General features: G+C 65.1%; 25 protein-coding genes. 16 read left to right on the plus strand and 9 right to left on the minus strand.

The genetic code is table 11. The annotated features are described in order from the left end of the window. Positions 1–3: 3 nt before the first annotated feature. On the minus strand, positions 4–1,548 hold the full coding sequence (locus RFM52_RS05865; protein WP_320295019.1) for a 4-hydroxyphenylacetate 3-hydroxylase family protein: 1,545 nt from the start codon (positions 1,546–1,548) through the stop codon (positions 4–6). Positions 1,549–1,643: 95 nt separating this feature from the next. On the opposite strand from RFM52_RS05865, the gene RFM52_RS05870 reads away from it, so the two are divergent. Then, positions 1,644–2,516, plus strand: coding sequence for a helix-turn-helix domain-containing protein (locus tag RFM52_RS05870; RefSeq protein ID WP_320294568.1), 873 nt, complete (start codon positions 1,644–1,646; stop codon positions 2,514–2,516). Positions 2,517–2,565: 49 nt separating this feature from the next. On the opposite strand, the gene RFM52_RS05875 is transcribed toward RFM52_RS05870, so the two are convergent. From RFM52_RS05875 to RFM52_RS05890, 4 genes are read right to left on the minus strand one after another with little or no spacing between them, the layout of a single operon-like run. Further along, complete coding sequence (locus RFM52_RS05875; protein WP_320294569.1) at positions 2,566–3,924, minus strand: aminotransferase class III-fold pyridoxal phosphate-dependent enzyme; 1,359 nt, start codon at positions 3,922–3,924, stop codon at positions 2,566–2,568. A gap of 23 nt (positions 3,925–3,947) precedes the next feature. Beyond that, complete coding sequence (locus tag RFM52_RS05880) at positions 3,948–4,613, minus strand: HAD family hydrolase (protein WP_320294570.1); 666 nt, start codon at positions 4,611–4,613, stop codon at positions 3,948–3,950. Further along, entirely contained in the window at positions 4,610–5,869 is a 1,260-nt protein-coding gene (locus RFM52_RS05885; RefSeq protein ID WP_320294571.1) for a Tm-1-like ATP-binding domain-containing protein, read from the minus strand. The genes RFM52_RS05880 and RFM52_RS05885 overlap by 4 nt, the downstream gene beginning before the upstream one ends. Before the next feature lie 28 nt (positions 5,870–5,897). After that, complete coding sequence (locus RFM52_RS05890; protein WP_320294572.1) at positions 5,898–6,662, minus strand: IclR family transcriptional regulator; 765 nt, start codon at positions 6,660–6,662, stop codon at positions 5,898–5,900. Between the two features lie 166 nt (positions 6,663–6,828). Here RFM52_RS05890 and RFM52_RS05895 point away from each other — a divergent pair, with 166 nt between their 5' ends. Genes RFM52_RS05895 through RFM52_RS05905 form a run of 3 tightly spaced genes read left to right on the plus strand, consistent with a single transcriptional unit; the run spans position 6,829 to position 11,029 of the window. After that, positions 6,829–8,286, plus strand: coding sequence for an APC family permease (locus RFM52_RS05895; protein ID WP_320294573.1), 1,458 nt, complete (start codon positions 6,829–6,831; stop codon positions 8,284–8,286). Between the two features lie 56 nt (positions 8,287–8,342). After that, positions 8,343–9,536, plus strand: a complete 1,194-nt coding sequence (locus RFM52_RS05900) for a cytochrome P450 (RefSeq protein WP_320294574.1) — start codon at positions 8,343–8,345, stop codon at positions 9,534–9,536. A 2-nt stretch (positions 9,537–9,538) separates the two neighbouring features. Continuing rightward, positions 9,539–11,029 carry an aldehyde dehydrogenase gene (locus RFM52_RS05905; protein ID WP_320294575.1) on the plus strand — a complete coding sequence of 497 codons (1,491 nt, stop codon included), beginning with the start codon at positions 9,539–9,541 and terminating at the stop codon, positions 11,027–11,029. Between the two features lie 2 nt (positions 11,030–11,031). Here the strand turns inward: RFM52_RS05905 and RFM52_RS05910 are convergent, their stop codons facing one another. Together RFM52_RS05910 and RFM52_RS05915 are read right to left on the minus strand one after the other, a co-directional pair. Then, positions 11,032–12,621 (minus strand): GMC family oxidoreductase, encoded by a 1,590-nt coding sequence (locus tag RFM52_RS05910; protein WP_320294576.1) that lies wholly within the window; start codon positions 12,619–12,621, stop codon positions 11,032–11,034. 4 nt (positions 12,622–12,625) lie between these two features. Beyond that, entirely contained in the window at positions 12,626–14,128 is a 1,503-nt protein-coding gene (locus RFM52_RS05915; RefSeq protein ID WP_320294577.1) for an aldehyde dehydrogenase family protein, read from the minus strand. A gap of 205 nt (positions 14,129–14,333) precedes the next feature. Between RFM52_RS05915 and RFM52_RS05920 the strand changes: the two genes are divergently transcribed. The 11 genes from RFM52_RS05920 to RFM52_RS05970 all read left to right on the plus strand — a co-directional run bounded on the left by RFM52_RS05920 (position 14,334) and on the right by RFM52_RS05970 (position 23,868). Further along, on the plus strand, positions 14,334–15,230 hold the full coding sequence (locus RFM52_RS05920) for a hypothetical protein (RefSeq protein ID WP_320294578.1): 897 nt from the start codon (positions 14,334–14,336) through the stop codon (positions 15,228–15,230). A gap of 40 nt (positions 15,231–15,270) precedes the next feature. After that, positions 15,271–15,858 (plus strand): YceI family protein, encoded by a 588-nt coding sequence (locus RFM52_RS05925; protein WP_320294579.1) that lies wholly within the window; start codon positions 15,271–15,273, stop codon positions 15,856–15,858. Positions 15,859–16,040: 182 nt separating this feature from the next. After that, the gene (locus RFM52_RS05930; protein ID WP_320294580.1) at positions 16,041–16,829 is read left to right on the plus strand and encodes an SDR family NAD(P)-dependent oxidoreductase; all 789 of its coding nucleotides are present in this window, start codon (positions 16,041–16,043) and stop codon (positions 16,827–16,829) included. Positions 16,830–16,842: 13 nt separating this feature from the next. Then, entirely contained in the window at positions 16,843–17,637 is a 795-nt protein-coding gene (locus RFM52_RS05935; RefSeq protein WP_320294581.1) for a MoaF C-terminal domain-containing protein, read from the plus strand. Positions 17,638–17,654: 17 nt separating this feature from the next. Next, positions 17,655–18,047: a nuclear transport factor 2 family protein gene (locus RFM52_RS05940; protein WP_320294582.1), complete on the plus strand. Its 393-nt coding sequence runs from the start codon at positions 17,655–17,657 to the stop codon at positions 18,045–18,047. 64 nt (positions 18,048–18,111) lie between these two features. Next, entirely contained in the window at positions 18,112–19,320 is a 1,209-nt protein-coding gene (locus RFM52_RS05945) for an amino acid ABC transporter substrate-binding protein (protein WP_320294583.1), read from the plus strand. An 83-nt stretch (positions 19,321–19,403) separates the two neighbouring features. After that, the gene (locus RFM52_RS05950; protein WP_320294584.1) at positions 19,404–20,141 is read left to right on the plus strand and encodes an ABC transporter ATP-binding protein; all 738 of its coding nucleotides are present in this window, start codon (positions 19,404–19,406) and stop codon (positions 20,139–20,141) included. Beyond that, positions 20,134–20,844: an ABC transporter ATP-binding protein gene (locus RFM52_RS05955; protein ID WP_320295020.1), complete on the plus strand. Its 711-nt coding sequence runs from the start codon at positions 20,134–20,136 to the stop codon at positions 20,842–20,844. Before RFM52_RS05950 ends, RFM52_RS05955 begins: the two co-directional genes overlap by 8 nt. A 4-nt stretch (positions 20,845–20,848) precedes the next feature. Next, positions 20,849–21,742, plus strand: a complete 894-nt coding sequence (locus RFM52_RS05960; RefSeq protein WP_320294585.1) for a branched-chain amino acid ABC transporter permease — start codon at positions 20,849–20,851, stop codon at positions 21,740–21,742. 17 nt (positions 21,743–21,759) lie between these two features. After that, positions 21,760–22,722 carry a branched-chain amino acid ABC transporter permease gene (locus RFM52_RS05965; protein ID WP_320294586.1) on the plus strand — a complete coding sequence of 321 codons (963 nt, stop codon included), beginning with the start codon at positions 21,760–21,762 and terminating at the stop codon, positions 22,720–22,722. A 186-nt stretch (positions 22,723–22,908) separates the two neighbouring features. Beyond that, positions 22,909–23,868, plus strand: a complete 960-nt coding sequence (locus RFM52_RS05970; RefSeq protein ID WP_320294587.1) for a dihydrodipicolinate synthase family protein — start codon at positions 22,909–22,911, stop codon at positions 23,866–23,868. 108 nt (positions 23,869–23,976) lie between these two features. On the opposite strand, the gene RFM52_RS32770 is transcribed toward RFM52_RS05970, so the two are convergent. Next, the gene (locus RFM52_RS32770; protein ID WP_347349923.1) at positions 23,977–24,222 is read right to left on the minus strand and encodes a helix-turn-helix domain-containing protein; all 246 of its coding nucleotides are present in this window, start codon (positions 24,220–24,222) and stop codon (positions 23,977–23,979) included. Beyond that, positions 24,197–25,120 (minus strand): LysR family transcriptional regulator, encoded by a 924-nt coding sequence (locus RFM52_RS05980; protein WP_320294588.1) that lies wholly within the window; start codon positions 25,118–25,120, stop codon positions 24,197–24,199. The genes RFM52_RS32770 and RFM52_RS05980 overlap by 26 nt, the downstream gene beginning before the upstream one ends. Before the next feature lie 178 nt (positions 25,121–25,298). On the opposite strand from RFM52_RS05980, the gene RFM52_RS05985 reads away from it, so the two are divergent. Then, positions 25,299–26,999: a GMC family oxidoreductase gene (locus tag RFM52_RS05985; protein ID WP_320294589.1), complete on the plus strand. Its 1,701-nt coding sequence runs from the start codon at positions 25,299–25,301 to the stop codon at positions 26,997–26,999. Position 27,000 lies beyond the last annotated feature (1 nt).

A 27,000-nucleotide genomic window follows, 5' to 3' on the forward strand; every position in this document is an offset into this window, starting at 1 on the left:
CCGTCAGTTGGCCTGGGCCGACAGCGGCGGCAGCCAGGTGTCGCCGGTCCAGCCCTTTTCGTCATAGTCGGCCATGCATTGGTCGACGAGTTCCTCCATCTGCTTCAGCCGGCCGCCGCGCTCGGCGCCCTTCAGAACCTGCAGCCGCACCTCTTCCGGCGCGCCGGCATAGTTGAGCTCGTAGAGCGCGTGGCGGCCGCCGAATTCGGTGCCGGTCGCGTCCCACAGCAGCTTCATGATCTTGATGCGCTCGACATGGCCCATGTCGTTGGAGCCGCGCACATATTGCGCGAGGTAGCGGCCGATCTCAGGATTGTCGAAGTCGCGCGCCGAGGAGGGCAGGTAGATCAGCCCCGAGGCGACCACCCGGCGCACCGTGTCGATGACGCGCGGATACGCTTCCGACATGAAGGTGCGATAGGCGAGCGCGGCCTCGAGATTGGGCAGCACCGCGCCGTTCGCCCATGGTATGGGGTTGTGCGCCATGGCATTGGAAAAGCTCCAGAACATGTGGCGCAGCGCAATCACCTCGCCGAGCGCCGCCTGATTGCCGCGGAAGGCGTCGCCGCCTGTGGCCCGCAGCGCCTTGGCCAGCAGCCCGGCGAGGAAGTCGAGTTTCACCGCAAAGCGCGTGCAGCCCTGGAAGCAATAGCCATGCATGAAGCCCGACGCGGGATGGAAGGACAGGATTTTTTGCGCGTCGCGCAGCACCAGCACGTCCTCCCAGGGGATAAACACGTTGTCGAGCACCAGGATCGCGTCGTTCTCGTCGAAGCGCGAGGACAGCGGATAGTCGAAGGGATGGCCCACGGTGTTGGCCGTCTGCTCGTAGGAGACGCGGCAAAACATCTTTATGCCCGGCGCGTTCATCGGCACGATGAACATCACCGACAGCGACGGATCCTCGGTCACCGTGGCCGAGCTCTGCGCCAGGAAATTGTAGTGGGTGAGCGCCGACGACGTCGCCACCACCTTGGCGCCCGACACCCAGATGCCGGCGTCGTTTTCCTTGGTGATGTGCACGAAGACGTCCTTCACCTGCTCGGCTGGCTTGTGGCGGTCGATCGGCGGATTGACGATGGCGTGGTTCATGAACAGGACCGCTTCCTGCGCGCGTTTATGCCAGGCGCGCGCATTGTCCTTGAACGGCCCATACCAATCGGCGTTGGCGCCGAGCGTGTTCATCAGCGCCGCCTTGTAGTCGGCGGTGCGGCCCATCCAGCCATAGGTCATGCGCGCCCAATGCGCGATCGCGCCCTGCTGCGCGGCAAGCTCGGCGGAGGAGTGCGCGACGCGGAAATATTTGTGCGTAAAGCCGCCCGAGCCGGTGTCGGTGGGCGAGGTCAGCATCGCCTGCTGGGCCGGGTCGTGCAGCGCGTCGTAGAGCCGCGCCAGCGAGCGCACCGAATTGCGCATCGCCGGGTGGCTGGTGACGTCCGCCACCCGTTCGCCGTTGATATAGACCTCGCGTCCGTCGCGCAGGCTCGCCAGATATTCGGCGCCCGTGAACGGCCGCGAATTGTCGGCCCGGAAATCTTCCGATCGCATCATGATCCTCCCTTGGATTGGTAGAGAGTAGCCGGATACGTCACAATGGTTTATGGACGAAAGCGCAAAACCGCTTGGACTTTTTCCGGCTGCCTATGAGCCAGACCGCCATTCTGGAATTCTTCGTCTACGGCGAGCCGGCTCGGGCGCTCGAGATCGGATTCCTGCATGTCGAGACCGTGCAGGCCCGCGCTTCGGTGCATCGCGGCCACGTTCTGGCGCACAAACATCCGCAAATGGCCCAGATCACCTATTGGACGAGCGGGCAGGGCCTCTATCGGATCGAGGACAAGACCTGGAGTTTTTCGGCGCCGACGGTGAGCTACATGCCGAGCGGCGTGGTGCATGGCTTCGACATCGAGCCGGGCACCGACGCCATCGTCGTCTCGGTTGCGGATGCGGCGCTCGCGGCAATCGCGGAACATTCGGCGCTGCCGCTCGATCAACCGGTTTTCATCACCGCGCGGGGTGATGGAGCGCTTTGGCAAAGGCTGGGCGACACCGTCAGGATGATCCAGGCCGAATATGCCGAGGCCCAAGCCGGCGCGGAAAAGATCCTGCCGCCGCTGATCGCGGTGGCATTGTCGCACATCGCCCGTCTCGACGCCCAGTCGCATGCGGTGACCGTGCCGGCGGCGGTGGCGCTGGGTGGCCGACTCAGGCGGCTGATCGACCGCCACTTCCGCGACGACTGGCCGGTGGAGCGCTATGTCGAGGAGCTCGGCACCACCAGGCACCTGCTCGACAAGGCGGCGCATCAGGTGCTGGGCTCGGGCGTGCGCCAGGCGATCGGCGACAGGCGCCTGGTCGAGGCCAAGCGCCTGCTGCTCTTCACCATACGCACGGTCGAGGACATCGCCTACGAGACCGGCTTCAACGATCCGGCATACTTCTCGCGCTTCTTTCGGCAGGCGGTTGGAATGGCGCCGGCGGCATGGCGCAGAGAGCGAATAGTGAGTAGCGAATAGCGAGTAGGGGAAAGCCGCTCCCTATTCGCTACTCGCTATTCCCTATTCGCTAGGCTGCGGCAGCAGCGGTCAACCCCGCATCCAACCCCTCGGCAATCTTCGCCACATCGGCCGCGGTGATGATCAGCGGCGGCGACAGGATGATGTTGTTGCCCGAGACGCGCAGCATGACGCCCGCCTCGTAAGCGCCGTCCGCGACGGCGGCCATCGTCTTCTTGTCGACCGGCTTCTTCGCGGCGCGGTCCGAGACCAGCTCGAGCGCCGCCATCAGACCCTGGTAGCGGACATCGCCGACCAGCTGGTGCTTGGCCTTCAGCGCCTCCAGCGCCTTGCCGAGCTCGACGCCGCGCGCTGCGGCATTCTCGTTGACGGCCAGCCGTTTCGTCTCGGCGAGCGTCGCCAGACCGGCCGCGCAGCCGACCGGATGGCCGGAATAGGTATAGCCATGGCCGATCGCGCCGAAGCTGGTCTTGTCGGCCTCGAAGATTTCGGCGACCTTGGCGCCGATCATCGTCGCGCCGAGCGGGAAGTATCCCGATGTGATCGCCTTGGCGATGGTCATGAAATCCGGCTTCGTACTGGAGAGCCTTGAGCCTGACCAGGCGCCGGTGCGGCCGAAGCCCGTCACCACCTCGTCGGCGATCAACAGGATGTCGTGGCGGTCGCAGATCGCCCGCACCATCGGCATGAAGCTCTCATGCGGGACGATCACGCCGCCGGCGCCGAGCACCGGCTCCATGATGAAGGCGGCGATCGTGTCGGCGCCCTGGAAGGCGATCTCTTCCTCGATCGCGCGCGCGCAGAGTTTCGCCAGCTTTGCCGGATCGGTCTCGTCGAACGGGTTGCGGTAGGTCATGGGCGCCGGCGTGTGGAAGACGCCGGGCAAAAGCGGCTCGTAGTTGCGGCGAAAATTGGAGTTGCCGTTGACCGAGGCGCCGCCGAAATGGGTGCCGTGATAGCCCTTCTTCAGCGCCAGGAATTTCGTCCGGTCGGCCTGGCCGCGGATCTTCCAATACTGCCTGGCGAGCCGGAGCGCCGTCTCGACCGAATCCGAGCCGCCCGAGGTGAAGAAGGCGCGCACCATGCCTTCCGGCGCAAACCATTCGGTGAGCTCATAGGCGAGCTCGATCGACGGTCCGGTCGAGGTGCCGCGAAAGCCTGAATAATAGGGCAGAGCGTCGAGCTGCGCGGTCATCGCCTGCTTGATCGGATCGCAGCTGTAGCCGAGATTGACGTTCCACAGGCCGCCGACGGCGTCGAGCACGGTGCGGCCCTCGGCATCGGTCACCGAAACGCCTTCGCCCTTCATGATGATCTTCGGCGGGCTCGCCCGCATTTCGGCCGGATGCGCCATCGGATGCCAGATCGGCTTGGCGTTGTTTTCGGTGAGGAAGTTGATGTCACGCATCGGGAGGAACTCCGGTTTTCCAATCAGGAGAGCGTCAGGCCGAAATGGCTGAGCGCCTCGGCATAGCTTTGCGCCGGTCGGGCGACGTCGAAATGAACGGTTGGCATGCCGGTGGCAATCGCACCGTCGACATTGCGCTTCTGGTCGTCGACGAAGACGCAGGCCGAAAGCGGCAGGCGCAGCGCCTCGCCGACCATCGCATAGGCGCGGGCGTCGGGCTTGAGGATCTTTGTATAGGTCGCATCCACGATCGCCTCGAAAAGCGAAAGCAGCGGCAGGCGCTGGCGAAAATCAGCGCCATAGAACAGGTCGAGCTCGTTCGACAGGATGGCGAGGCGGACACCGGCGGCATACGCGGTGCGGATGGCTTGGTCGGCCTCCGGTCGCACCACTTTTTCCGGCTCCGCTCCACGCGCCCGCTGCACGAAGGTCTGCATCGAGGTCCAGTTTTCGCCGACCAGAGCGCCGACCTCGCGCGTTCGTTCCGTCCAATAGTCGCGCTCGCTGATTTCGTCGCGTTGCATCGATCGCCAAAGCGGATCGCTGCCAGGATCGAACGGACCCTTCCAGCGCAGCTTGCCGGCAGGCAAGCCGAGCGCCTGCTCGGTCAGCGCATGCGTCTCGAACAAAGTGCGGGTGACCACGCCGCCGAAATCGAGCACCAGCGCCTGCGGCTTCAACGGGCTCATGCCACGCGCCTGCCGGTCACGCCGGGCGGAACGACGCCCTCGGCCACCCAGCGATCGAAGATCTCCAGTGCCTTGGCGCTGAAGGCGGCATCGTTGATGTGCCCAGCGATCTCATGCAGCTCGGCATTGTCCGGCACGCGCGCCCTCATCTCCTCGACAAAGGCCGACAGCGCCTCCGGCTCATAGAGCGGCTCGCCTTCCTGGTCCCATTGCTGGATGCCGCCGGCCGGCAGGATGAAGGCGGTCGGCCCGGTTGCCGCGGCGAGCTTGTCGCCGATGGCGCGCGCGATCTCCCGGCGCGTCGCGCCGTCGGAGGTCACCGACGCCAGCAGCCGGTTATGCGCGTGGTATGGCCGCTGGGCGAAGCGCGACGGCACTGCCTGCCAGGTCGGGAAATCCACCATGTCGATGGCGCCGGGCGCGACGATCTGCGGGATGCCTTGCCGCCCGGCATTCTCCAGCCGGTCCGTGCCCGAATTCACCACCGAGCCGGTGAGCTGGTTGGCGAGCTCCTGCAGGCTGAAATCGAGCACCGCGACGAAACCCTTCTGCGCCGCGATCGCCTCAAGGGCCCGTCCGCCCATGCCGGTGGTGTGGAAGACGATGACCTCGTAGCCGCGCTTTTCCAGCTCCGGCTTCAGCGTCACCATATATTGCAGGCAGCTTTTGCCCAGCGAGCTCATGCCGATCTTCGGCCGCGACATATCGGGTTTGACGACGGCCCGCGCGGCGCCGACCACGGCGCCGCTGGCCTGCGACAGCACCGCCTTGCAGGCGCTGTTGAGCCCGTAGAGGCCGCCTGCCCACAGGATCATCATCAGGTCGGTGGCGATGCGCTCCGGCGGAACGAGATGCGAATAGGCGATCGTCGAGACGACGAATTTCGGCACGCCGAGCGGCAGCGCCAGCGCCACGTCAAGCGCAAGGTCGGTGCCCATCGAGCCGCCCAGCGCGATGAAGCCGTCGATTTCGCCCCGGTCGTAGAGCGAGCGCGCAAGCCGCGCAGCACCAAGCGCCATCAGCGTCATCGCGGTATTCTCGTCGCCGCTGGCGATGATGGCCTCGATGGTCGCATCCGCCGCGCGCGCCACCGCATGCTTGTCATGCTCCGGCCTGTAGGGCGGGTCGCCAAGCACGCTCACGTCCATCATCACGGCAACGCCGCCGACGGCCTCGATGCGCTCGCGCATGAACAGAAGCTCGTCGGCCTTGGTGTCGCCGGTGCCGATAACCAGGATTCGGCGTTTCTCCTCCACGTCAATCTCCCTGCAGTCCTGTTGGTTGTTAAGCCCGCTTCTGGCCGGGCAGCCTGCCGAACAGCCGCTCGCCAATCTCGCGACCCGCGGCGGTCACAATGACGCCAAGCCGTTCGATATCGGCCTTTTGGGTGCGCACTCTGGGCGCCGCCACCGCGATGGCGCCGATGGAGTAGCCGTCGGCGCCGAGGATGGGTGCCGCGACACTCATCACGCCTTCCTCGAAACCCTGCGCGCCGATCGAATGGCCGCGCGCGCGGGCCGCGGCGACATGGTCGGCGAGCGTCGCCGCATCGCCTATGGTGAAGGGCGTGAAGGCCGGTAGTGGTCCGGCCAGGATACCTTGCCGAATGCGTTCCTCGGCAAATGCCAGGAACGCGATGCCGGACGCCGTCGCATGCATCGGCAGCACGTCGCCGAGTTGCACGCTGACACGATTGGCCTTGGCCGATTCGATGACCTGGACGGTTATCAGGCCGCGCTTCGAATATTCCGAGAGATGCACGGTCTCGCCGGTCTCGGCGGCCAGCATCTCGACCACCGGCACGGCCATGCGCAGGAACGGAAACTGCGCCTCGCGCATCAGCGCCAGCCGCGTCAGGCCGGCGCCGAGCCGGTAGAGCCGCGTCGTCTCATCCTGTTCGACCAGCCCTTGCGCGATGAGCGAAACCAGCAGCCGGCGCGTCGTCGCCTTGTCGAAGCCGGCGGCCCTGGCAAGGTCGGCCAGCGCCGCCTCGGGCGCGCCGCCGCCCAGCAGTTCCAGCAGCGAAATGGCTTTGGCCACCGTGCTCATCGCGTGTCCGATCCTCCGTCAGATACTTAACGTGCGAATTAACTTGACAGCAAGTCGATTCCTTTGCAAGTCTAATATCGAAATGCCGTTGCAAATAATGAAATGCACATTGGCCCTCTCAGAAGGCCCTCGGCATCTCAGGGACACTTGGTTTCCGCAACGCGGAATGGAGGGAAAAATGACCACAGTTGAAGCCGGGGAAGTGAACCGGCTGAGGAAGAACAGCCTTGGCGTCGGCGCCATCACCTTCATGGTGATTTCGGCCGCCGCCCCGCTCACGGCCGTTGCGGGTGGCACGCCGCTCGGCATGCTGATGGGCAACGGCGCCGGCTTTGCCGGCACCTATCTGATCGTGACGCTGTTGCTGCTCCTGTTCGCGGTTGGCTATGTCGCCATGTCGCGCCACATGGGCAATGCCGGCGCCTTCTACGCCTATGCCGCGCGTGGGCTGGGCGGTCTTGCCGGCGGCGCCGTCGCGCTGATCGCGATCCTCTCCTACAACGCCATGCAGATCGGCGTCATGGGCCTGCTGGGCGCGGCCACCGCCGGGCTGTTCGCCGGTTGGGGCATCAATCTGCCCTGGTGGGTGTGGAGCTTCATCGCCATCGCCATCGTCGCAGTGCTCGGCTACCGCCAGGTCGACCTGTCGGCCAAGATCCTGACGGTGCTGGTGCTTGCCGAATATGTGGTCGTGCTGATCCTCGACCTCACCATCCTCAAGACCGGCGGCGACAGCGGCCTGTCCGCCGCGCCCTTCAGCTGGAGCCAGATCACCAGCGGCGCGCCGGCCATCGCCATCCTGTTCTGCTTCGCCGCCTTCATCGGCTTCGAGGCGACCACGATCTATGCCGAGGAGGCGCGCGACCCGAAGGTGACCATTCCGCGCGCGACCTATTTCTCCGTCATCCTGATCGGCCTGTTCTACATGATCACCGCCTGGCTGATGGCGGTCGGCGCCGGCGTCGACAAGCTCCTGCCATCGCTGCAGGCCTTGCAGGACCCGACCACCTTCCTGTTCGGCCTCTCCGACCGCTACGCCGGGACGGCGCTTACCCACGCCATGAGCATCCTCTTTGTCTCCAGCCTGTTCGCCGGCGTGCTCGCCTTCCACAATGCGGTCGCCCGCTACATTTACGTCTCCGGCCGCGAGAAGCTTCTGCCGCAGTCGATCGGCGTGACGCATTCGGCGCATCAAAGCCCGCATGTCGCCTCGGTGATCCAGACCGTGCTCGCGGCCGTCGTCGTCGGGCTGTTCGCGGTGCTCGGCCTTGACCCGGTGCTGGCGCTGTTCTCGTGGCTCACCAACGTCGCCACGCTCGGCGTCATCGTCATGATGGCGGTGGCCTCGCTCGCCGTCGTGATGTATTTCCGCGCCAATCCGTCCGCCCAGGAGAACGCGTTGAAGACCGCCATCCTGCCGGGGCTGACCTTCATCGCCTTCGCCATCATCATCTACCTGATCGTCATCAATTTCGGCAGCCTGTCGGGAGCCGGCGGCTTCCTCGGCGTGTTCCTGCCGGCGCTGGTGCTGATCGCGGCCGTGGTCGGCCTGCTGCTGGCGGGGGCGCTAAAGGCCCGCGATCCGGTCGCCTTCGAAAATCTCGGTGTGCCTCTGAAGGACTGAAACTGACAGGTGGGGCGGCGCATGCGCCGCCCTTTCCATCGCAAGGGAGCAGCGGCATGAGCTTTGCCGATGATATCACGGTCGAGGCGCTGGAAGCCGACCCCTATCCGATCTACGCCGAGCTCAGGCGCAGCGCTCCGGTGACGTTCGTGCCGGCGGTCAACCTCTGGTTCGTCACCCGCTGGAAGGATGTTGAGACTGTCGCCAAGTCGCCGGACATCTTCTCGGCCATCGTCAGAGTGGGCGTGTCGCCCGTCGAGCGCTCCTTCGGCAAGCCGACCATCCTGACCACCGACGGCGAGATCCATAAGGACCTTCGTCAGGGTGTCGACCCGAAATACCGGCCACGCACTGTCGCTTCCTATGCCGGCGGTCTCGTGCGCTCGATCGCCGAGCCCTATCTCGACGAGATGGCCAGGCGCGGCTCCGCCGAACTGGTGGCCGACTATTTCGAACCGGTGTCGACGCTAAGTCTGGCGCGCTCGCTTGGCCTCGCCGACGTCGACATGCAGACCTTGCGGCGGTGGTTCTACGGTCTTGCGCAGGGCGCCATCAATTTCGAGAACGATCCGAAGCGGCAGGAAATCGCCGACGCGATCAGCGCCGAGGTCGGCGCCGCCGTCCGGCCGACGCTCGAACGCCTGATCCGCGACCCCGACGAAACGGCGCTGTCGCACATGCTGCATGACGGCATGCCGGAAGGCGCGACGCGCCCGATCGATTTCCTGATGCCGACCATCAAGGTCATATTGCTCGGTGGCATGCAGGAGCCTGGCCACGGCGCCGGCTCCATTCTTGTCGGTCTGCTTTCGCATCAGGAGCAGTTGCGGCAGGTGCTCGACGATCCGGATACCTTCGTGCCCAAGGCGGTCGACGAGGGCCTTCGCTGGGTGGCGCCGATCGGGACGCAGACGCGTGAAACGACCCGTGCCGTGGAGATCGGCGGCGCGACCATTCCTGCCGGCGCCCCAGTCGCTGCGCTCGTCTCCTCGGCCAGCCGCGACGAAAGCCGCTTCACCGACCCGGACCGCTTCGATATCCATCGCGACGAAGGCAACCACGCCGCCTTCGGCTTCGGCCATCATTTCTGCTCGGGACGCTTCTTCGCGCGCGAGCAGATGTGCCTTGCAGTAAGATTGCTGCTGGAGCGTTTTCCCGATTTACGACTGGTGCCGGGCAAGGAGCCGATCTTCCGCGGCTGGGAGTTCCGTGCGCCGGCGACACTTCATGTAGAATTTGGAGCAAATTGAGAATGATCAACCAGGACACCATCGACACGCTGCGCAAGGCGGAGGTCGGCGCGCGGCGTCTGTTCATCGATGGAACCCAGGTGGACGCGCAAAGCGGCGCCAGCCTGCAGGTGATCTCGCCGATCGACGGCCGTCCCTTCGCCAGCATCGCCGACGGTGCCGCCGCCGATATCGACCGCGCCGTCGCTTCGGCGCGCAAGGCGTTCGCGAAGGGCTCCTGGTCGCGTGCGGCTCCCGCCCTCCGCAAGAAGGTGCTGACGAAATTCGCCGAGCTGGTCGAAAAGCACGCGCTGGAGCTTGCGGTGCTCGGCGTGCGCGACAATGGCACCGAGATCGGCATGGCCTACAAGGCCGAGCCGCTGTCGGCCGCCGGCACCATCCGCTACTATGCCGAGGCGATCGACAAGGTCTATGGCGAGATCGCGCCGACGGCCGACAATGTGCTGGGCCTCATTCACAAGGAACCGCTCGGCGTCGTCGGCGTCATCGTGCCGTGGAATTTCCCGCTGATGATCGGCGCCTGGAAGATCGCGCCGGCGCTCGCTGCCGGCAACGCCATCGTCGTCAAGCCGCCGGAGATCGCCTCGCTGACATTGCTGCGCCTGGCGGAGCTTGCCGCCGAGGCCGGACTGCCGGAGGGCGTCTTCAACGTCGTCACCGGCCGTGGCTCGGTCGCCGGCGAGGCGCTCGGCCTGCACATGGATGTCGACGCCATCGCCTTCACCGGCTCCGGCCCTGTCGGCCGCCGCCTGCTTGAATATTCGGCGCGCTCGAACCTCAAGCGCGTCTTCCTGGAGCTTGGCGGCAAGTCGCCGAACATCGTCTTTGCCGATGCGCCCGATTTGAAGCAGGCGGCGGTCGTCTCGGCCAACGGCATCTTCCGCAATTCCGGGCAGGTCTGCGTCGCCGGGTCGCGGCTGCTGGTCCAGGCCTCGGTCTACGACCGCTTCATGGACGAGCTTCTCAAGGCAACCACCAAGCTGAAGGTCGGCGATCCGCTCGATCTCGGCTCCGATGTCGGCGCGGTGTCGAGCGCTGAGCAACTGACCAAGAACCTCGGCTTCGTCGCCAAGGCCGCGGAGGAGGGGGCCCGTCTGGTCACCGGCGGTGAACGCATCCTGGCCGAGACCGGCGGCAGCTACATGGCGCCGACGATCTTCGAGAACGTGACCGAGAAAATGCAGCTCGCCCGTGAGGAAGTGTTCGGGCCGGTGCTCGGCGTCATGCGCTTCGAGACGGAGGAAGAGGCGGTCCGTCTCGCCAACGCGACCGTCTATGGCCTCGCCTCGGCCGTATGGACCTCGAACCTGTCGACCGCGCACCGCATGGTGCGTGCAATCAATGCCGGCGTCGTTCACGTCAACACCTATGGCGGCGCCGACATCACCGTGCCGCTCGGCGGCTTCAAGCAATCCGGCTTCGGCCGCGACAAGTCGCTGCACGCCATCGAGAAATACACCGACCTCAAGACGGCCTGGATCAATCTCGGCTGACCTCAACGGGTCCCCAGGATGAAATCGGCGCAGCGGTCGCCTATCATGATCGCCGGCGCGTTGGTGTTGCCGCTGGTGAGCCTCGGCATGATCGAGGCATCGGCGATGCGCAGGCGCGGCACGCCGCGCACGCGAAGCTGCGGGTCGACCACCGCTAGGTCATCCGTTCCCATCCGGCATGTGCCGCAGGGGTGATAGACGGTCTTGGCGTGGCGGATGATGTGGTCGGTTATCGCCTGGTCGCCGAGATCGTCCGCCCTGCCTGGCGCAAGCTCCTCGGCGACGATCTCGCGCAGCGCCGGCTGGCGCACGATGGCGCGGGCAACCTTCATGCCAGCAAGAAGCAAGGCAAGGTCGTCGGCATGCGACAGGAAGCCGGTGGTGAAGCGGATAGGGTCGCTTGCGTCGGCGGAGCGCAGCCGCACCGAGCCGCGCGATTTCGGCCGCAGCAAGCACGGGTTCAGCTCCATGCCGTGGCGCTCGACCGAGCCGTGCTCGGCATTTTCGATCATCACCGGCAGCACGTGGAACTGAATGTCGGGCCGGCCATCGCCGTCGGTGTCGAAGAAGCCGCCGCTCTCGACCACATTGGAGGCGAGCAACCCGCGACGGAACATGAGATATTCGATGCCGTGCCGCAGCGCCTTCAACCCACGGTCCTCGCCGAGTAGCGAGACCGGCTTGCGGGTCAGCGCATAGAGCGGAGCGGCGACATGATCCTGCAGGTCCTGGCCGACCGAAGGCATGTCGCGGATGACAGGAATGCCCATCTCGGCAAGATGCGCCGCAGGACCGAGACCGGACAGCATCATGAGCTTCGGCGTCGCCAGCGCGCCGGTGGCAAGGATGACTTCGGCCTTCGCCGAGGCCACATGGTCGTGGCCGTCCGGCGTCCGGTAGGACAGGCCGGTCGCGGCGCCGTTCTCCAGCGTCAGCGCCGTCACCAGCGCATCGGTGACGATCTTGAGATTGGCGTTGCCGGCGAGCGGCCGCAAGAACACCTTGGCCGCCGACTGTCGCTCACCGTCTGCGGTCGTCGTCTGGTAGAAGCCGACGCCCTCCTGCCGTTCGCCGTTGAAGTCGTCATTGAAGCGATAGCCAGCCTGTTGCGCCGCCTTGACATAGGCAAGCGACAACGGATGCCGGTAGCGTGGGTCGGAGACCGGCAGCGGACCTTCGGTGCCATGCCGTTCGCCTGCCAGCCGCTCGTTGCGCTCCAGCCGCCTGTAGACCGGCAGCACGTCGTCCCAGCTCCAGCCGGGGCAGCCGAGATCGCGCCAGCCGTCATAGTCTTCAGCTTGCCCTCGAATGTAGAGCATGGCGTTGATCGACGAGCCGCCGCCCAGCGTGCGGCCTTGCGGGATCGGCAGCGAGCGGCCGCCGACGCTCGGCTCCGGATCCGACTGGTAGATCCAGCTGCGCGCCGTGCCGATCACCCTGGCGAAGGTGGCGGGCATGTCGATGAAACGTGTGTTGTCGGCCGGCCCCGCTTCGACGACCAGCACGCGCTTGCCGGCCGCGACCAGCCGGCTCGCCAGCGTGCAGCCGGCCGAGCCTGCGCCGGCGATGATGTAGTCGTAAGCCTCCGTCATCTGGTCAGGCGTAGCGCATGATGGCGGTCTTGGTCTCGAGGTAACCCTCGATCGCCGCGCGGCCGTGCTCGCGGCCGATGCCGGACTGCTTGAAGCCGCCGAAGGGCGCCGCCGGATCGAGCGTGTTGTGCGAGTTCACCCATACCGTGCCCGCCTTGAGGCCGTGGATCGCCGTCATTGCCTTGCCCATGTCGCGGGTCCAGATCGAGGCCGACAGGCCGTAGCGCGTATCGTTGGCGATGCGGATCGCCTCGTCGAGATCGGCGACGGGCATCGCCGCCACCACCGGCCCGAACACTTCCTCGCGCACGATCTCCATCTCCGGCTTCACATGATGCAGGATGGTCGGCGCCACATAGTGACCCTTCGAGGGCACCGGCCGCGCGCCACTTACCCGTTCGACGCCGGCCGCCAGGCTGCGCTCGACAAAACCCTGCACGCTGTTGCGGTGCTTGGCCGAGACCAGCGGATTGATCTGCGCTTCCGCGTCGCGACCGGCGCCCATCGTCATGCCGTCGGCGATCTCGGCCAGTCGCGCCAGCGTGCGGTCGTAGATCGGCTTCTCGATCAGGAGCCGCGCCGCCGAAGTGCAGACCTGGCCCTGGTTGAAGAACATGCCGAGCCCGGCAAGCAGCGGCTCGATGCCGTCCTCCATGTCGGCGAGCAGGATCATCGGCGACTTGGAGCCGAGTTCCAGGGTGAAGCGCGCGACTCGGTCGACGGCGGCGTGACCGATGCGTTTGCCCACCTCGGTCGAGCCGGTGAAGGTCAGCTTGTCGATGCCCGGGTGACGGATCAGCGCCTCGCCGGTCACGGTGCCGCTGCCGGTGACGATGTTGATGACGCCGGGCGGGAAACCTGACGCCTCGATCAGTTCGGCGAGCCTCAGCAGGCCGAGCGGCGTTTCCTGCGGCGGCTTCAGCACGATCGTGCAGCCGCAGGCCAACGCCGGCGCGATCTTCCACATGCCGATCAGCAGCGGAAAATTCCACGGCACGATGGCGCCGACCACGCCGACCGGCTCCATCACCGTCATCGCATGATGCTTGGCGCCCGGCGGCACCGGGATCGACACCTGGAAGGTCGAGCCTTCGATCTTGGTCGCCCAGCCGGCATAGTAGCGCAGCCAGTCGACGGTGCCGCCGGCGCTCAACATGCGCGCGACGCCCAGCGATTTGCCGTTCTCGATGCTTTCGATCTCGGCCAAAAGGTCGGCGTCGGCCTCGACTGCATCGGCAAGCTTCAGCATCAGGTTCTGGCGGTCGACCGGCCGCATCGAGGCCCATGGCCCCTCAAGCGCCGCGCGTGCCGCGCGCACCGCCTGGTCGACGAGTTCGGGGCCGCTCTCCGGCACATAAGCGACGATCTCACCGGAAGCGGAATCATCGACCGCCAGCCCGTCTCCGGCGAGGCCATCGACGAAACGTCCATTGATGAAGGGCCGATGCGGCCGCGACAGGAACGCTGCGGCGGCCACGCTGATCGGCGGCACGGTTCTCTCGTTCACGCCATCCTCCTCGAATGCTGACGACATTTTTTCGAGAGGGTTATGGAGCGCGCCAGGCACCTTCAAGCCGAAGCCGTCGCGAGTGCGCTTTCAGTCAAAACAAAGTTCCCGCTCGGACAAGACGCTTCGCTCAAGGCCAATCAAGATTGAATGACGAGATCAGCCACGCCGGATGGTCTCAATCAGTGTTGGAGGGCGGCGGCGGTTGAGCGCAATTCTCGGCAATCCGATGGTCACCACCGCCGCGCTGCCGCTGCTGCTTGGCATCGTGCTGGCACTCGCTGCGCGCTTTGCCCTGCCGGCCGCATCGCCGGTGTTGACGCTGTTCTGGGCAGCGCTGCTCCTGTTCTTCTACTGGGACACGCTTGGTCCACCAGCCGTGCCGCCGGTCGCCGCCAGCCAGAAGCTGATCTATCTCGCTTTCGCCGGCATCGTCATCGGTCTGCTGCCCGAGCGGATGCTGGGCCGCGCAACGAGTTTTGTCGCCGTCATCGCTTTTGCGGCGGCCTTCCTGTGGCTCGGTTGGCGGCGGCTGGCCGGCGGCTCGCTCGACCTGCAGATGATTGCCGCGCTGGCTGTCGGACTGTTGACGCTGATCGGCGCCGCGCTGCTCACCGCACGGCAACCCTCGCCAATGCCGTCACCCGAAGAGCCGTTCCTGGCGCCGGCAGCGGTGCTCGCCCTGTCGCTCTCTGCCGCCATCGTCTCGGTGCTCGGCGCATCGATCGTCACCGGGCAATTGCTTGGTTCGCTCGCCGCGCTGATCGGCGGCTGGTGCCTCGTGCAGTATGTCGTGATGCTGCGCGGCGGCGCTGCCGTCTGGTGGAGCAAGGGCGTCGAATTCCTGCTGCTCTACGCCGCCGCCACGGTGCTGGTCCAGGTGGCGCTGCTCGCGCCCAAGGCCAATCCCGCCGCGCTCATCCTGTCGTCCTTGCCGCCGATCGCCGCCGTGCTCGTGCGCGGCCGGCTGCAAGGCCTGCTTCCCGGCACGCGGCCTTTGCGGCCGCTCGTCGCCGGCATCCTGATCGCCATTCCGGCGGTGCTGGCCATCGTGACGGCGATCGTCTGGGCGCCGCACGGGGCAGCCCTCGGCTTCTCATGAGCCGGGTCCAAACACAACAACCAACAACAGGGAGAAACATGTGAGAACGAGAAAACTGATTGCCGCGCTCGCTTTCGCCGGCGCATCCATGCTGGCCGTGTCTGCCCATGCCGACAACTACGAGATCGACGGCCAGCACGCCTGGGTCACCTTCACCATCAAGCACGGCATCTATGGCATCGCGCATGGCCAGTTCGACGACGTCAAAGGCGCGATCACGTTGGACAAGGCCGATGTCACCAAGAGCAGCGTCAAGGCGGAGCTCGACGTCGGCTCGGTCCATACGGCTTTCGATCAGCGCGACAGCGATTTGAAGGGACCGGACTTCTTCAATGCCGCCGAGTTCCCGAAAATCAGCTTCGAAAGCACCAAGGTCGAGAAGGTCGACGACAAGACCGGCAAGGTCACCGGCAATCTCACCATCAGCGGCGTCAGCAAGGAGGTCACGCTCGACGTCAAGCTGCTCAACGAGGCGCAGGCCCCGTGGGACGCGACGCTGACCAAGGCCGCTTTCAGCGCCACCGGCAAGGTGAGCACGGCCGACTTCCCGATGGCCAAGGCGGCCGATGGGTTCGGCCTTGGACCTGAGGTGGAGATCGCCATCGATCTCGAGGCGATCAAGAAATAGGCCGCCGCAAGCCAATCGCATGATGCCGCGCGGCTAGTTCGCGCGGCACCCAAGAGGAGCGGAGAAGTGCGCGCTCAGTCAAAACAAAGTTCCCGCTCGGACAAGACGGCGGAGAACTCTCGTCGCACACTCCAGGTCAACGATCGGCAGCATTTGGGCGTCGTGCCCGCAAGGACCGCAGCATGAGATTTTCCGGCAAGACGGCATTCATCACCGGCGGCGGCACCGGTATCGGCGCGGCTGTCGCCCGGCGCATGGCCGCCGACGGCGCCAGGGTGGTGCTGATGGGCCGGCGGCGCGAGCCCCTCGAGGCCGTGACCAGGGACATTGGCGGGCTGGTCGTGCAGGGCGACGCCGCCGATGCCAAGGCTGTGCGCGCCGCTCTTGCCGAGGTTCACGAAAAGATCGGCCCGGTCGATATCCTCGTCGCCAATGCCGGCGGTCATGGTGTCGGCCCGACGGTGACGATGAGCGACGAGACCTGGGCGCTGGCGACGCGCACCAACCTCGACACCGCCTTCGTCTGCGCCCGCGAATGCCTGCCTGATCTCATCGCGCGCAAGGGCAACATCGTCGTCGTCGCCTCGATCGCCGGCCTGTTCGCAGGACCGGCGGCGGCGGGCTACGTCACCATGAAGCACGCCTGTGTCGGCTTCGGCAAATCGCTGGCGCGCGACTATGGCCGCCAGGGCGTTCGCACCAACATCATCTGCCCCGGCTGGGTGGCGACCGCCATGGCCGACGAGCAGATGCAGGTAATCGTCGACAAGCACGGGCTTGGCTCGATCGAGGAAGCCTACAGGCTTGTCACCAGGGACGTGCCGCTCGGCCGACCGGCGACGCCGGAGGAGGTGTCCAACGTCATCTGCTTCGTCGCTTCCGCCGAGGCGGCGATGATGAACGGTTCGATCCTGACCGTCGATGGCGGCGCCACCGTCGTCGACCTGCCGACGCTTGCTTTTGTCGATTGATTTGGAGATGGCGATGAACGACCAGAACAGACCCGCCGACTGGAAGCATTTTGACGACTTTGCCGCCGGCATCGCCACCAACCGGCTGCCGACAACCGATGCGTTGCGCGGCCGGACCTTCAAGATCACGCTGAAAACCGGCCGCGTCATCGATCTCGCCTTCACCGCCGCGGACACGGTGGCATGGAGCGAAGGCAACGAGGCCGGCGCCGACTGGTACGAGGCGCTGGAAGTCGCGCCGCAAGTCTTCTTCATCAACATGACCTTTGCCGCGAGGCCGGTCGAGGACGAAGCCTTCATCGTCGAGACCAAAACGCGGCGGGTGCTGTCGGTGCGCGAGCGGGTGCGCGAGCCCGGCGAGGCGCAGGGCGAACCGCGCGTGGCGCAGACCTATGCTGCCGGTGTTCTGGGCGATCCCGCCGTGCCGCCGACCGGCCGCGAGCCGGCGCCGACGCGCGACCTGATCGGGTTGACCGCGCACTACACCTACAGCCCCAACCATGTTTACGAGCACATTTATCTCAGCTCGCAGCGCTACGCCTGGCAGAACCTCGTCGGCGTCCAGCGCGGTCACGGCGACGTCGATCTGGCCACCACCTGGAAGTTCGCCGACAACCTTTATGTCTTCGGCTTCCGCGAGTTCATCATCCCGGTCGCCTCGCTGTTCTTCTACAACTGGGACACGATGCGCTCGACCGGCAAGTTCCTCGGCGTGACGAGCCAGGGCAAGGTCGAGAACAAGCCCGCCGGCGCCTTCATCGAGAAGAAATCCCGGGCCGTCTACGACCCGGGCCAGGAACCTGTCTGAGCGTCGGGATCAGCATCATGAGCAACAGGAACTACGACGCCATCAAGGCCCACTACGCCGGCTCCGACGCCAAGGACCTTGCGGCGATGATGGCGCCGATCACCGAAAGCACGGCCTGGACCGAGATGGCCGGCTTTCCCTATGCCGGCACCTATATCGGCCCCGATGCGGTCATCGCCGGCGTCTTCAAGCGCATCGGCGAGGAGTGGGACGGTTACACTTTCGCGCTCGAGAAACTGGTCGACGGCGGCGCCACCATTATCGGCATCGGCACCTATTCGGGCACCTGCAGGAAGACCGGCAAGCCGATGACGGCGCGCGTCGTCCATGTCTGGGAAATGCGCGACGGCAAGGCCGTCAGTTTCGAGCAGTTCACCGACACCAAGCTGGTCGCCGATGCGATGAGCTGAGGCGCAGCGAATGCGGGCCTCGCCTTGGGAGGATCGGCCCGATGGAAAACCTGGGAGGATGGAAATGGAAATCAGTCTAAAGGGAATGCTGGCGGGCCTTTTGCTGTCCACAGCGCTGACTGCCGGCGGCACGGTCGTCGCCAATGCTGCGGGCGACGAGATCGTCATCGGCGCGCCGATCTCGCTGACTGGGCCGCTTGCCGGCGACGGCAAGGAGCAGAAATGGGCCTACGAGCAGGCGGTCGCCGACATCAACAAATCAGGCGGCATCATGGTGAAGTCGGCCGGCAAGAAGCTGCCGGTCCGGCTCGTCGTCGCCGATGATGAGAGCTCCGAGGGCAAGGTCGCTTCGGCGCTGGAGAACCTGATCAAGGTGCAGAAGGTCGACGCGCTGCTGTCGACCCATTCCGGTCCGATGAACATCGCCGGCGCCATCGTCGCTGAGAAATACAAGAAATTCTATATGATCACGACGGCCTTCCCCTTCGAGTGGCAGCCGTTGAAGCTGAAATATTCGGCGCTGTTCTTCTTCCATCCGGGACCCGGCGCCGAAGTGCCGTTCCAGATCTGGGACAAGCTGCCGGCCGGCGAGAAGCCGAAGCATCCGGCGCTGGTCTCGGAAGACTCGCCTGACGGCAAGGGGTTCGGCGGCGCCTTCGAGGCGGCGGCCAAGAAATACGGCTATAGCTTCGCCGTCGACGATCCCTGGGCGATCGGCGCCACCGACTATTCGGCGCTGATCACCAAGCTCAAGGCGGCGGATGTCGACGCCATGCTGGTCTTCGGCTCGCCTGCAGACACCGTCACGCTGCTAAGGCAAATGAAGGAGCTCGGCTTCTCCGTGCCTTACCTGCATGGCTGGAAGGGCACCTGGACCGGCGAGTTCCATGAGGCGCTGGGGCCGGACTCCGACTACATCCTCACCGACGGCTTCTGGTCGGCGAGCTATCCCTACAAGGGCGCGAAGGAGCTCGGCGATCGCTACGAGGCCGAGTTCAAGAAGGACTCCGTCACCGTCGGCGCCTTCTACGCCAACGCGCAGGTGCTGGCGCAGGCGATCGAGAAGGCCGGCAGCACCGATGCCACGGCAATCCATGACGCGATCTTCGGCCAGGAGTTCAAGGACACCGTGGTCGGTGACCTGAAATTCGACGAGACCGGCTTCGCGCTGATCCCCAGCGTCGCCACGCAATGGTGGCAGGGCAAGCACCAGCTCATCTATCCGGACGGCAACTGGACCTACAAGCCGGCCCCGGCCTGGGACAAGCGCTGATAAAATCAGAGAGGCGGGCGGGCGGGGCCGGTCGCCAACGCGACCCGCCCCGGTATCGTCACTAAGGGGATAATGGGAACACGATGCAGCCTGACGGAACCATGCTGCGCCTCGAGGCGGTCAAGAAGCGCTTCGGCGGGCTTGTCGTGCTCAACGACATCGACATCGCCGTCGGCTCCAACGAGCTGATCGGCCTGATCGGGCCGAACGGCGCCGGCAAGTCGACGCTCTTCAACGTCATCACCGCCATCTATGCGCCGACCGAGGGGCGGGTACGGTTTCGCGGCAAGGACATCACCGGCATCGCGCCGCACCGCATCGCGCGGCTGGGTATCGCCCGCACTTTCCAGCTGGTGCGCACCTTCCTCACCATGACCGCCTTCGAGAATGTCATGGTCGGCGCCGTCTACGGGGCAGGGGGGCGGGTCAAGCATGCGACAGAGACAGCGAACTCCGCGCTCGAACTGGTCGGCCTGACGGCGCGGCGCGACATGCGCACCGCCCATATGACGCTCTCCGATCGTCGCATGCTGGAGATCGCGCGCGCCGTCGCCTCCGATCCGGCGCTGCTTCTGCTTGACGAACCGATGGCCGGCCTCAACCCGACCGAGATCCAGCGCATGGTCGACGTCATCCGGCGTGTGCGTAGCGAGAAAGGCATCTCGATGCTGTGGGTCGAGCACAAGGTCGACGCCATCATGAAAGTGTGCAGCCGCGTCATCGTGCTCGACCATGGCGAGAAGATCGCCGACGGCACGCCGCGCGAAGTCACCCAGAACCGCAAAGTCATCGAGGCCTATCTTGGCGAACCGGCTGCTTGAAGTAAGCGATCTCGAAGTCGCCTATGGCGATGTCGGCGCGCTGTGGGGCGTGTCGCTCCATGTCGATCCCGGCACGATCGTCGCGCTGGTCGGCGCCAACGGCGCCGGCAAGACGACGCTGCTCAGGACCGTTTCCGGCTTGCTGAAACCCAGGGCGGGCGACATCCGCCTGTCGGGCCAGTCGATCACAGGCAAGGCGCCTGAAGCGATCGCCCGCATGGGCATCGCCCATGTGCCGGAAGGGCGAGGCCTGTTCCGCCAGATGACGGTGCTGGAGAATCTCGAGCTCGGCGCTTTCCAGCCCAAGGCCCGGCCGCGCACGAAGGAACTCCTGGAGAAAGCCTACACGCTCTTTCCGCGCCTGAAGGAACGCGCGCACCAGAAAGCCGGTTCGCTCTCCGGCGGCGAGCAGCAGATGCTGGCGATCGCGCGGGCCACCATGTCGGAGCCGTCGCTGCTCATCCTCGACGAGCCGTCGTTGGGCCTCAGCCCGCTCGTCGTGCAGCAGATGTTTTCGCTCATCCAGACCTTGCACGGCCAGGGCGTCACCATCCTGCTCGTCGAGCAGAACATCCATCAGGCATTGAATGTCGCCGACTACGCCTTCGTGCTGCAGACGGGCTCGCTCGCCATGCAGGGCACCGGCGCCGACCTCATCGCCGATCCCGAAATCCAGAAGGCCTATATGGGCGTGTTGGAGTAGAAAGATGTTCAATCTCCCGCCACCCGAAATCCTCTTCCAGCTCTCGCTCAACGGCGCGCTCGGCGGCGCCATGTACGGCGTCGCCGCCGTCGGTTTGAGTCTGATCTTCGGCACCATGCGGCTGATCTTCCTCGCCCAGGGCGCGATGATCATCCTCGCCGCCTATTTCGTGCGGGCACTGTTCTACGGCCTCGGCATCGACCCGTTCCTGTCGCTGTTGATCGTCGTGCCGGTCGGGCTCGGCGTCGGCTGGCTGATCTATCAGGGCCTGTTCCGCAAGGCGGCCGCCGAGGAAGACCGCAACGTCTCGCTGCTCATCGCCGTCGGCCTGATGTTCCTGGTCCAGAACCTGATGACGGTGATCTGGGGCGGCAACACCGCCGGCGTGGTGACGAGCTATACGGCGAGCGGCATCGAGCTCCTGGGCGTGCGCACCTCGTTTACCCGCTCCATGGGTTTCCTGATCGCGCTCGCCGGCACCGGGCTGGTGATGCTTTTCCTGCGCAAGACGATCGTCGGCAAAGCGGTGCGCGCCGCTTCGGAGGACATGGACGCCGCGACCCTTATGGGCATCAGCCCGCACCGCGTCAATGCGATTGCCTTCGCCATCGGCATTTCGCTGGCGGGCGCGGCCGGCGTGGCGGTTGCGACGACCTTTCCGTTCAATCCGTTCGCCGGCTTCATCTTCAGCCTGAAGGCGCTGGTGGCGCTGGCGCTGGGCGGCATCGGCAATGTCACCGGCGCCTTGGCCGGCGGCATCCTGCTCGGCCTGATCGAAGCCTATGTCCAGTTCTTCATCTCGGGCGGCTGGACGAACGCCATCGCCTACGGCGTCTTTCTCCTGGTGCTGATGTTCAAGCCGGAAGGCCTGTTCAGCCGTCCTTACAAGAAGGCATGAGAGCGATGAGCCGGGCCTTGCAATGGATTGCAATCGTCGTCGTCGCGGCGCTCGCGCTGCTACCCTTCCTGCCGGGCGCCGTCGACGCCTATTATTTCTCCTTCCTGTTCTTCGTCTTCCTCTACGCCATCATGGCGCAGAGCTGGAACCTGGTCGCCGGTTATGGCGGCCAGATCAGCCTCGGCAGCCACGCCTTTTTCGGGCTCGGCGCCTACACCACCGCCATCCTGTGGAGCGGCAACTATCTCTGGGGCTCGCTCTATGACAGCCATCCAAACATCTACTATTTCGATCCGGTGACGATGCTGCTGGGTGGCATTGTCGCGGCGATTGCCGCGGTCATCATCGGTCTGCCGCTTCTGTCGAAACTGCATGGCGATTATTTCGCGCTCGGCACGCTCGGCTTTGGCGAGATCGTCAAGGTGCTGTTCGTCAATGGCGGTGACTTCACCGGCGGCGCCTTCGGCATCGTCGCTCCCGCGAGCAGCTTCGACACGCTGCGGCCGCATTACTGGGTCGGGCTCGGCCTGACGGTCGCCACCGCTTTGGCCATCCGCGCGCTGATGCGCTCGCGCTACGGCCTGGCGCTGATCGCCGTGCGCGACGACGAGATGGCGGCGTCCGCCAACGGCATCGACACGCTCAAGGTCAAGGTCGCAGCCTTCGCCGGAAGCGCCTTCATCGCCGGCATCGCCGGCAGCCTCTACACCTTCTACATTTTCCATGTCGGGCCGGACTCGGTGTTCGACCTTGACTGGATGCTGCTGCCGCTGATGATGACGGTGGTCGGCGGCACCGGCACGCTGCTCGGCCCAATCCTCGGCGCGCTGGTGATGTACGCCGTCTTCGATCTTGCCCGCATCGTCGTGCCGGACTACCACCCGGTGATTTCGGGGCTGACGATCATCCTGGCGATGCTGTTCCTGCCGAAGGGGATGATGCGGCTGGGGCGCAAGGCGAGGCGACTGAAGTCGGCCTGACGGGGGAGATTGGGAGGCCTCAGATCGCCGAGGCGCATCGTTTTATCGAGGCGGGCGAGCAGTTCGGCAAGATCGTGGTGGTGGTTTGAGGCGCTCTTCGCGCCGCAACGCGACTATCCGCTTGGCAAGCGGTGCCGGTCGGGACAAACTGAGCCATCCGCGTGACGCCTCAAGGAGACTCCGAAAATGACCGCCAATGTTTTTTCCGGCTGCATGCCGGCGCTGATGACGCCTTGCACCGATGGCCGCCTTCCCGACTTCGACGCGCTGGTGCGCAAGGGACGCGAGCTGATCGGCGCCGGCATGTCGGCCGTCGTCTATTGCGGCTCCATGGGCGACTGGCCGCTGTTGACCGACGCGCAGCGCATGGAAGGCGTCGAGCGCCTGGTGAAGGCTGGCGTTCCGGTGATCGTCGGCACAGGCGCGGTCAACACCGCCAGCGCCGTGGCGCATGCCGCCCATGCGCAAAAGGTCGGCGCCCGGGGCCTGATGGTCATCCCGCGCGTTCTGTCGCGCGGGCCGTCGGTGACGGCGCAGCGCCACCACTTCAAGGCGATCCTTGCCGCCGCCCCCGACCTGCCGGCCGTCATCTACAACAGTCCCTACTACGGCTTTGCCACGCGCGCCGATCTTTTCTTCGCGTTGCGCGCCGAGCATCCGAACTTGGTCGGCTTCAAGGAGTTCGGCGGCCCGTCGGATCTGCGCTACGCCGCGGAAAACATCACCAGCCGCGACGATGAGGTTGCGCTGATGATCGGTGTCGATACCGCCGTCGTCCACGGTTTCGTCAATTGCGGGGCGTCCGGGGCCATCACCGGCATAGGCAATGTCCTGCCCAGGGAAGTGCTGCATCTCGTCGGCCTCAGCCAGGCGGCGGCCAAGGGCGATGCCGAAGCGCGCCGGCTGGCGCAGGAACTGGACGCGGCGTTGGCCGTGCTGTCCTCTTTCGACGAGGGCCCGGACCTTGTGCTCTATTTCAAGCACATGATGGTGCTGAAGGGTGGCCCCGAATACAGGCTGCACTTCAACGAGACGGACGCCTTGAGCGACAGCCAACGCGGCTATGCCGAGCAGCAGCTCAAGCTGTTCGACACATGGTACGCCCAGTGGTCGAGGCAGCCCGTCATGGCAAGATACGCGGCCTGAGCGGCGATCGCGCTGACGAAATCTTCGGCGGTGCAAGCTGGCCCGTTGGACAAGCTGCGCTGCGGCTCAGCCGAAGGCTTAATAGGCCGCAGCCGAACCGGGTGTGGCCTAAAGGCGCTCGATGTCCTGACGGGGCGGGGCGCCGAACAGGCGCCGATATTCGCGGCTGAACTGCGAGGGGCTGTCATAGCCGACCGCGTATCCTGCCGTGCCGGCGTTGGCCCCGTCGGCAAGCATCAGCCTTCGCCGCGCTCGTTCGCAACTGCGACTATAAGGTCCAGGTCGAACGCGTGGAGACTGACCAGCGTCGAAGCGCACCGTTTGCCGCTTATCCCCACACTCGCTGAATGGCATCGAAGGCGTGGGCGATGCTTGGATCGAGAATGCGCGCGTTCAGGCAAACGAAACTGAGCGTTGTTTCCACTTTGACGTCGGCGATGACCAATCCATTGGCCTGTTGTTCATGCAGGGCGATGGATTCACGGCAAAGGCTGAGGCCGACGCCGGTGCGTACCATCGCCAGCATTGAGGCTTCCTGATCAACGGATGCGACCACGTTCTGGCGTACGCCGAGCCTGGCAAACAGTCGCGACAGCAGCCGGTTATGCACCGACGCATGTGGGGTGCCGATCCACGGCAGAGTGGCGAGGCCGGTCCAATCCTGGCCTCGTATAACACCTCCGAGCGACGGTGGCCCGACAACATGGTAAGTCAACCGCGCCAATTCCTTGACATGGAAGAGCTGCTCCTGAGCCCCAGCCGCGAGGCCCGCGACGGCATCGAAATCCTTGATGTCGCCAAGGAAGAATCCGGCGTCCAACTCGTCCTTTGTCAGCATCTCGGGCACCTCGCCGCTCATGCCGTGGCGAAGCTCCGTTTCAATTCCAGGCCCGCTCTCGACCAGCGCCTTCAGAAAGGCACCCAGCCGGGTAAATTCCGGATCGATGATTGTGCCGATCCTCAGCCTGCCGCGCAGCTGCGTGGTCAGGTGTCGGGCGGTCTGGCTGAAATCCACCAGCGAGGCGAGCACCTGCTCGGCCTTGGCCGCAAGCAGGGCGCCGTCCCGGGTGAGTTCCAACCCGGTGGCGGTGCGACGGAAAAGCGTGATGCCTGTATCTTGCGCCAATCGCTTCAACTGCAGGCTGATCGCCGGCTGAGTGAGGTGCAGCTGGTCGGCCGCGCGGGTTACGTTTCCCTCGCGGGCGACGGTGACAAAGGCCCTCAACGTTCTCAAATCAAGCGGGCGATGCATTATTAATCGAGGTTATAATTGTAAGAGCTATTTGTCATTGGATTTTCCCACTCGTCCCGCACTATCGGTTATCCGGATGAGGGAGGAGTGCGCCACAAATGACGCTTCAAGCGAACGTACCTTATAATGCCTCGCCACGAATACCATGCAGCCGCCGCCTGAACAGGGTCGCTCCCTAATGAGATCCCGTGTTTCTTCGCCAACCAATCATACGTTCGACTATGTCGTCGTCGGCGCCGGTTCGGCCGGTTGCCTGCTTGCCAACCGGCTGAGCCGCGATCCATCCAAGCGCATCCTTTTGCTGGAGGCCGGCAAGAACGACAACTATCCCTGGATTCATATTCCGGTCGGCTATCTATACTGCATCGGCAATCCGCGGACGGATTGGCTGTACAAGACCGAGCCCGACGCCGGATTGAACGGGCGGTCCTTGCGTTACCCGCGTGGCAAGACGCTAGGCGGCTGCTCCTCGATCAACGGCATGATCTATATGCGCGGCCAAGCGCGCGACTATGCCAATTGGGCCGCGCAGACCGGCGACGATGCCTGGGCATGGGCAAACGTCCTGCCGGACTTCAAGGCTCATGAAGATCATTACCGCCTCGATGCAGGCGAAGATCCCCCAACGGGTGGCAATAGCCGATTTTCCGACATGCATGGGCACGGTGGCGAGTGGCGAATAGAGAAGCAACGCCTAAGTTGGGAGATCCTTGAGGCCTTCGCGGAGGCGGCAGTGGAGGCAGGTATTCCGCGATCAATCGACTTCAACAGCGGCGACAATGAAGGCGTGGGGTATTTCGAGGTCAATCAGAAATCCGGCTGGCGGTGGAACACCTCCAAGGCCTTTCTACGTCCGGCCCGCAACCGGACCAATCTCGTCATCTGGACCGAAGCCCAGGCTGAAAGGCTGCTCATCGAGTCTGGTCCGCAAGGACGAAAGCGCTGCGTCGGCGTCGTCGTGCAGCGCGGCGGGCGGGAGGTGACCGTCCGAGTTGATGGGGAGGTCATACTCTCGGCCGGCGCAATCGGCTCACCGCAGATTCTACAATTGTGCGGAATCGGCCCGGCGGGGCTGCTTCAGCGGCACGGGATCCCCGTTGAACTGAACTTGCCGGGCGTCGGCGAAAACTTGCAAGACCACCTGCAGATACGGGCCGTGTTCAAGGTCAGTGGCGTCAAAACACTCAACACGCTGGCCAACAGCCTTTTCGGCAAGGCCAAGATCGGTCTCGAATATGCGTTGCGCCGCAGCGGACCTATGAGCATGTCGCCGTCACAACTGGGCGCCTTCGCGCGTTCCGACAAGGGCCAGCCCTACGCGAACTTGGAATATCATGTTCAACCGCTCAGCCTTGACGCGTTCGGCGAACCTCTCCACACGGTGCCGGCAATCACGGCCAGCGTGTGCAATCTCAACCCGACCAGTCGTGGCAGCGTGCGCGTCCGCTCGAAACGCGGCAGCGACGCTCCGGCGATCGCGCCGAACTATCTCAGCACGGCGGAAGACCGCCAGATCGCCGCCGACAGTATCCGGCAGATTCGCACCATCGTGTCACAGCCAGCGCTTGCAAAGTACAAACCCGTCGAATGGAAACCTGGCGTCGAGTTCCAGAGCGATGCGGAACTCGCGAAGCTTGCGGGCGACATCGCCAACACCATTTTTCATCCGGTCGGCACGACGAAAATGGGGCACGACGGAGACGCGATGGCTGTCGTCGACAGCCATTTGCGCGTCAGGGGTATACAAGGTCTGCGCGTCGTGGACGCCGGTATCATGCCGAGTATCACCAGCGGAAACACCAACGCGCCGACGCTTATGATCGCCGAAAAGGCAGCGCGGCTGATCATTCGAGAGGCGCGGGCGCGAGGTCACGCATGAC

This window comes from Mesorhizobium humile (genome assembly GCF_033977215.1).
GTDB classification, from domain to species: Bacteria; Pseudomonadota; Alphaproteobacteria; order Rhizobiales; family Rhizobiaceae; genus Mesorhizobium; species Mesorhizobium humile.